The 5,674-nt window shown below is 69.1% G+C and carries 5 protein-coding genes; all 5 read right to left on the bottom strand.

The features are described from left to right. On the bottom strand, window positions 1-593 hold a 593-nt coding region (locus tag QZV97_RS20240), incomplete at its 3' end, for an SDR family NAD(P)-dependent oxidoreductase (RefSeq protein WP_295647121.1). A 36-nt stretch (window positions 594-629) separates the two neighbouring features. Then, window positions 630-1,808, bottom strand: coding sequence for an acetyl-CoA C-acetyltransferase (locus QZV97_RS20235; RefSeq protein WP_295647119.1), 1,179 nt, complete (start codon window positions 1,806-1,808; stop codon window positions 630-632). Between the two features lie 37 nt (window positions 1,809-1,845). Continuing rightward, complete coding sequence (gene phaC / locus QZV97_RS20230; protein ID WP_295647117.1) at window positions 1,846-3,558, bottom strand: class I poly(R)-hydroxyalkanoic acid synthase; 1,713 nt, start codon at window positions 3,556-3,558, stop codon at window positions 1,846-1,848. Between the two features lie 9 nt (window positions 3,559-3,567). Further along, a complete protein-coding gene (locus tag QZV97_RS20225) occupies window positions 3,568-4,914 on the bottom strand; it encodes an NAD(P)/FAD-dependent oxidoreductase (protein ID WP_295647115.1) in 1,347 nt (448 codons plus the stop codon). Continuing rightward, window positions 4,911-5,674 (bottom strand): alpha/beta fold hydrolase (locus QZV97_RS20220; protein ID WP_295647113.1); only part of this gene is annotated, 764 nt, incomplete at its 5' end. The genes QZV97_RS20225 and QZV97_RS20220, both read right to left, overlap by 4 nt.

Raw genomic sequence — 5,674 nt, 5'->3', positions numbered from 1 at the left:
TCCTTCGGAATCGCCGTGACCATCTTGGTGCCGATGTAGCCGGGCGAGATGGTGTTGACGGTCACGCCCTTCTTCGCCACCTCCAGCGCCAGCGCCTTGGTGAAACCGTGCACGCCGGCCTTGGCCGCCGAGTAGTTGGTCTGGCCGAAGGCGCCCTTGCTGCCGTTGACCGACGAGACGTTGATCACCCGGCCCCAGCCCCGGTCGGACATCGCGTCGACGACCTGCTTGCTCATGTTGAACAGGCTGTCGAGGTTGGTTCGCATCACCGCGTCCCAGTTGACCTTGTCCATCTTCTTGAAGGTCATGTCGCGCGTGATGCCGGCGTTGTTGACGAGCACGTCCACCGGCCCGACCTTGGCCGTGACCTCGGCCACCGCCTTCGCGCACGAGTCGAGGTCGGCCACGTCGCAGGGAACCGCGGCGATGTCGTAGCCGCGCTCCTTCATGCCGGCCACCCACTCGGCATGCTTGCTGTTGCCCGGCGAGTAGGTGACCGCGACCTTGTAGCCGGCGTCGGCCATCTTGGTGGAGATCGTTTCGCCCAGGCCGCCCATGCCGCCGGTGACCAGGACCACGCGTGTGTTGCTCATCTCGATGTCTCCTGTGGGGTTGAATGAGTTCCGATCTCAGCGCTCGATCGCGAGCGACACGCCCATGCCGCCGCCGATGCACAGCGCGGCCAGGCCCTTTTTCGCGTCGCGGCGCTGCATCTCGTGCAGCAGCGTGACGAGGATGCGGCAGCCGCTGGCGCCGATCGGGTGACCGATCGCGATGGCGCCGCCATTGACGTTCACCTTTGCCGGGTCGGCCTCGAGCACCTTGTTGACCGCGCAGGCCTGCGCGGCGAAGGCCTCGTTGAGCTCGAACAGATCGACGTCGCCAACCTTCCAACCAGCACGTTCCAGCGCCTTGCGGCTGGCCGGCACCGGGCCCATGCCCATCGTCGCCGGGTCCAGGCCGCTGGTGCCGAACGCGGCGATGCGCGCCAGCGGCGTCAGACCCAGTGCTGCGGCCTTCTTCGCGCTCATCACGACCACCGCGGCGGCGCCGTCGTTCAGGCCCGAGGCGTTGCCGGCGGTCACGCTGCCGGCCTTGTCGAACGCCGGCTTCAAGCCCGCGAGCGCTTCGGCATTCGTCTTCTTGTTGATGAACTCGTCGGACGAGAAGACCAACGGGTCGCCCTTCTTCTGCGGAATCGTCACGCCGACGATTTCGTCCTTGAAGCGGCCCGCGTCCTGCGCCGCCGCCGCCTTCTGCTGGCTGGCGAGTGCGAGCGCGTCCTGCTGCTCGCGCGTGATCGAATGCGCCTTGGCCACGTTCTCGGCCGTGGTGCCCATGTGGTACTGGTTGTAGACGTCCCACAGGCCGTCGACGATCATCGAGTCGAGCATCTTCCAGTCGCCCATGCGCTGGCCCTGCCGCGAACCGAACAGCACGTGCGGCGACAGGCTCATGCTCTCCTGGCCGCCGGCGACGACGACCTCGCTGTCGCCCCAGGCCACGGCCTGCGCCGCCAGCATCACCGCCTTCAGCCCCGAGCCGCAGACGGCGTTGATCGTCAGCGCAGGAGTCTCCTTGGGCACGCCGGACTTCATCGAAGCCTGGCGCGCCGGGTTCTGGCCAGCGCCCGCGGCCAGCACCTGACCCATGATGACTTCGCCGACCTGCGCCGGATCGAGCTTGGCGCGCGCAATGGCCTCGCGGATGACGATCCCACCGAGTTCGGTGGCGGGGATGTTGGCGATCGAGCCGCCGAACTTGCCGACCGCGGTGCGTGCGGCGGAGACGATGACGATGTCTTGCATGGTGAGTGCTCCTGTGAGGCAGGGGTTGGAGATCGGCTTACGGGGCTTTGGTCTTGACGTAGCGGCCAGGCGCCGCTTCGATCGGTTTGTGCTTGCGTGAACCCGCCGACTTGGGTGCGGCCACCAGGCGGCCGGCGTGTTCGTCCAGCCAGTCCATCCAGGCAGGCCACCAACTGCCCGGCACGTCCTCGGCGCGTTCCAGCCAGCGGTCGGCGTCGGCGGCGAGCTTGCCGACCCAGTGGTTGCGCTTCTTCTTGGCCGGCGGGTTGATGACCCCGGCGATGTGGCCGCTGGCGCCGAGCACGAAGCGCACGTCGCCGCCGAGCAGTTGCGTGCCGGCATAGGCGGTCTGCCAGGGCACGATGTGGTCCTCGCGCGAGGCGTAAACGAAGGCGGGCACCGTGATCTGCCCCAGATCCACCGGCAGGCCGCACTGCACCGTGCCGCCCGGCTCGCGCAGCTTGTTCTCGAGGTAGGTGTTGCGCAGGTACCAGCAGTACATCGGCCCCGGCAGGTTGGTGTCGTCGCCGTTCCAGAACAGCAGGTCGAAGGCGGGCGGCGCCTTGCCCTTCAAGTAGCCGTTGACGACATAGGGCCAGATCAGATCGTTGGCGCGCAGCGCGGCGAAGACCTGTGCCAGTTCGCGGCCCTTGAGCAGGCCGCCGTGGCCGATCGTGGCCTCGCGTGCGGCGACGGCCTGCTCGCTGACCATCAGGCCGAGCTCGCCGGTGTCGCTGAAGTCGAGCATCGTCGTCAGCAAGGTCAGGCTCGCCGCCTTCTCGTCGCCGCGCGCGGCCAGCACCGCCAGCGCACTGGCGAGCAGCGTGCCGCCGATGCAGAAGCCCAGCGTGTTGACGCGGTCGGCGCCGCTGATCGCCAGCGCGACGTCGATCGCCTGGACCACGCCCTGCTCGAGGTAGTCGTCCCAGCCGAGCTTGCCCTGCTCGGGCCCGGCGTTGCGCCACGAGACCAGGAACACCGTGTGGCCCTGTGCCACCGCGTGGGCGACCAGCGAGTTGTCGGGCTGCAGGTCGAGGATGTAGTACTTGTTGATGCACGGCGGCACGATCAGCAGCGGCCGCTCGTGCACCTTCGCCGTCGTCGGCGCGTACTGGATCAGCTGGATCAGGTCATTCTCGAACACCACGCTGCCGGGCGTGGTGGCGACGTTGCGCCCGACCTCGAACGCGCTGTCGTCGGTCATCGACACGCGGCCGCGGGCAAAGTCCTGCACGAACAGGCGCATGCCTTCGACGAGGCTCGCGCCGCCGCTGTCAAGCGCGGTCTGCAGTGCCTCGGGGTTGGTGGCCAGGCAGTTGGCCGGGCTCAGCGCATCGACGACCTGGCGCAGCACGAATCCCCACTGCGCCTTGCTGCGGCCTTCCAGCGGCGCGGCGTCCAGGTTCTTTCGCACCATGTCCGACAGGCCGAGGTAGCTTTGCGTCAGCCCTTCGAAGCGCGGATCGTTGCGCCAGGCTTCAGCCGCGAAGCGTCGATCGGCGGCCGGCGATTGCGCACCCATGCCGAGGCCCGGCAGCGCACCTTTCCACCAACTGCTGGCCTGTTGCTGCCAGGCCAGCATCGCCTTGGTGCCTTCCACCCAGGGCGACATGAATGGCAGGGCCGGCGGTGGTGCATCCTCGCCGGACGCCGCCGGGTCGGCACCGCCGCCGAGGATGCGAACCATCTCCTGCTGACCCGCCAGCAGGTCGGCCAGCCATTTCGAGGGATCGGGTGTGTGAGTGGTCATGGTCCCACCTCAATGGAGCTTCACGTGCGGTTCGGTGCGCCGCACGATCAGGCGTGCCAGCGTGTCGAGGGCGACCTTGGCAAAGCCGTGCAGCGCCAGCTCGTGCATCTTGTAGAGCGACAGGTACATCGTGCGCGCGAACAGGCCTTCGACCATCAGGCTGCCGCCGATGAGCCCGCCCATCATGTTGCCCACCGTGCTGAACTCGCCCAGCGACACGAGCGAGCCGAAGTCACGGTATCGGTACGGCCGCAGCGGCTTGCCGGCCAGACGCAGGTTGATCTGCCGGACCATGTGCGACGCCTGCTGGTGCGCGGCCTGGGCCCGCGGCGGCACCATGCCGCCCTTGCCGTGGTCGGCTTCCGGCCAGGCGCAGGCCGCGCAGTCGCCGATGGCGAACACATCGTCGTCGCGGCTGGTCTGCAGCGTCGGCTTCACCACCAGCTGGTGGGTGCGGTTGGTCTCGAGCCCCGCGATGTCCTTCAGGAAATCCGGCGCCTTGACGCCCGCCGCCCACACCACCAGTTCCGCCGGCAGCAGCCGACCATCGGCGAGCTTCACCCCGCTGGGCAGCACCTCGGCCACCTTGGCCTGGGTATGCACCTGGACACCCAGCTTCGCCAGCAGCGATTCGGTGGTCTGCGACAACCTCTCCGGCAGCGCCGGCAGCACGCGCGGCGCGGCTTCGATGACGCTGACGCGGATGTCCTTGTCGGCATCGACACGGTCCAGCCCGAAGGCGACCATCTCGCGCGTCGTGCGGTGCAGTTCGGCGGCCAGCTCGACGCCGGTGGCGCCCGCGCCGATGATCGCCACCTTCAGCTGCTCAGGCCGCAGCGGCGTGCCTTGCGCATGGGCGCGGATGCAGGCATTGATGACGCGGGTGCGGAAGCGCAAAGCGTCGGCGGCCGTTTCGAGCTTCATCGCGTGCTCGGCCACGCCAGGCGTGCCGAAGTCGTTGCTCAGGCTGCCGACCGACACGACCAGCGTGTCGTAGCCGAACACCCGCTGCGGCGTGACCTGCTCGCCCTTCTCGTCGACGTAGGGTGCCACCAGCACCTCGCGCCGCTCGCGGTCGAGCCCGACCATCGCGCCGACGCGGTAGCGGAAGTGGTGCCAGTGCGCCTGCGCCAGGTAGCTGACCTCGTGCGCGCTCATGTCCATGCTGCCGGCGGCAATCTCGTGCAGCTTGGGCTTCCAGACATGCGTGCGGTTGCGGTCGATCAGCGTGATCTCGGCGCGCCCGCGCCGGCCGAGCGTGTCGCCCAGCCGCGTGGCCAGTTCGAGCCCGCCCGCGCCACCGCCGACGATGACGACGCGATGGCGGCCCGCGGGGCGGGTGCGGGTGCCGCTCATGGCGTGGCCCGATCCAGGGCCTGCCGAAGCGCGGTCAGGAAGGCCTCGGGCTTCTCGGCGTGCACCCAGTGCCCCGCATCCTCGACTTGGTGCGCCTGGAACTCGGGGAACAGGCTCCTGAAGGATTCGAGATCCGCCGCGGCCACGTAGTCCGAGGCCCCGCCGTGAATCAGCGACGTGGGACCCGTGAAGCGGCGACCGAGCAGCGCGGACGGAAAGGTGCTGAGCGAGGGCACCGACAGGCCGATCGCCGCGAGGTTGAGCCGCCAGTCGAAGTGGTCGTTGCGGCTGACCAGGTTCTGCAGCAGGAAGGGGGCGGTCGCCGGGTCGGGCAGGCGCTCGGCCAGCCGCCGCTGGGCCTCGGTGCGGCTCGCCATCGCCGCCGCATCGATGCTGCGCATCGCTTCCACGTAGGGCGTGAAGCGGTCGGCGTAGGCCACCGGCGCGATGTCGACCACCACCAGGTTGCCGACCGAGGCCGGGCTCGTCAGCGCCAGCGCCATCGCGGTCTTGCCGCCCATGCTGTGACCCACGACGGTCGGCCGCGACAGGCCCTGACGAGCGATCAGCGCCCGCACGTCGTCCGCCATCTCGAGGTAGTCCATCGAGTCGGTCCACGGCGAGTGGCCATGGTTGCGCAGATCGACGCACAGCACGCGGTGATGCGGTGCCAGGGCCCGCGCCACCGAGCGCCAGTTGGCGCCCGAGCCGAACAGCCCGTGCAGCACCACCACCGGGGGTCCGGTGCCGGTGTCCTCGA

The organism is uncultured Methylibium sp., from assembly GCF_902826655.1.
Taxonomy (GTDB): Bacteria; Pseudomonadota; Gammaproteobacteria; order Burkholderiales; family Burkholderiaceae_C; genus Methylibium.
The sequence above is the reverse complement of the archived record's forward strand: the minus strand, read 5'-3'. Positions and strand labels throughout refer to the sequence as shown.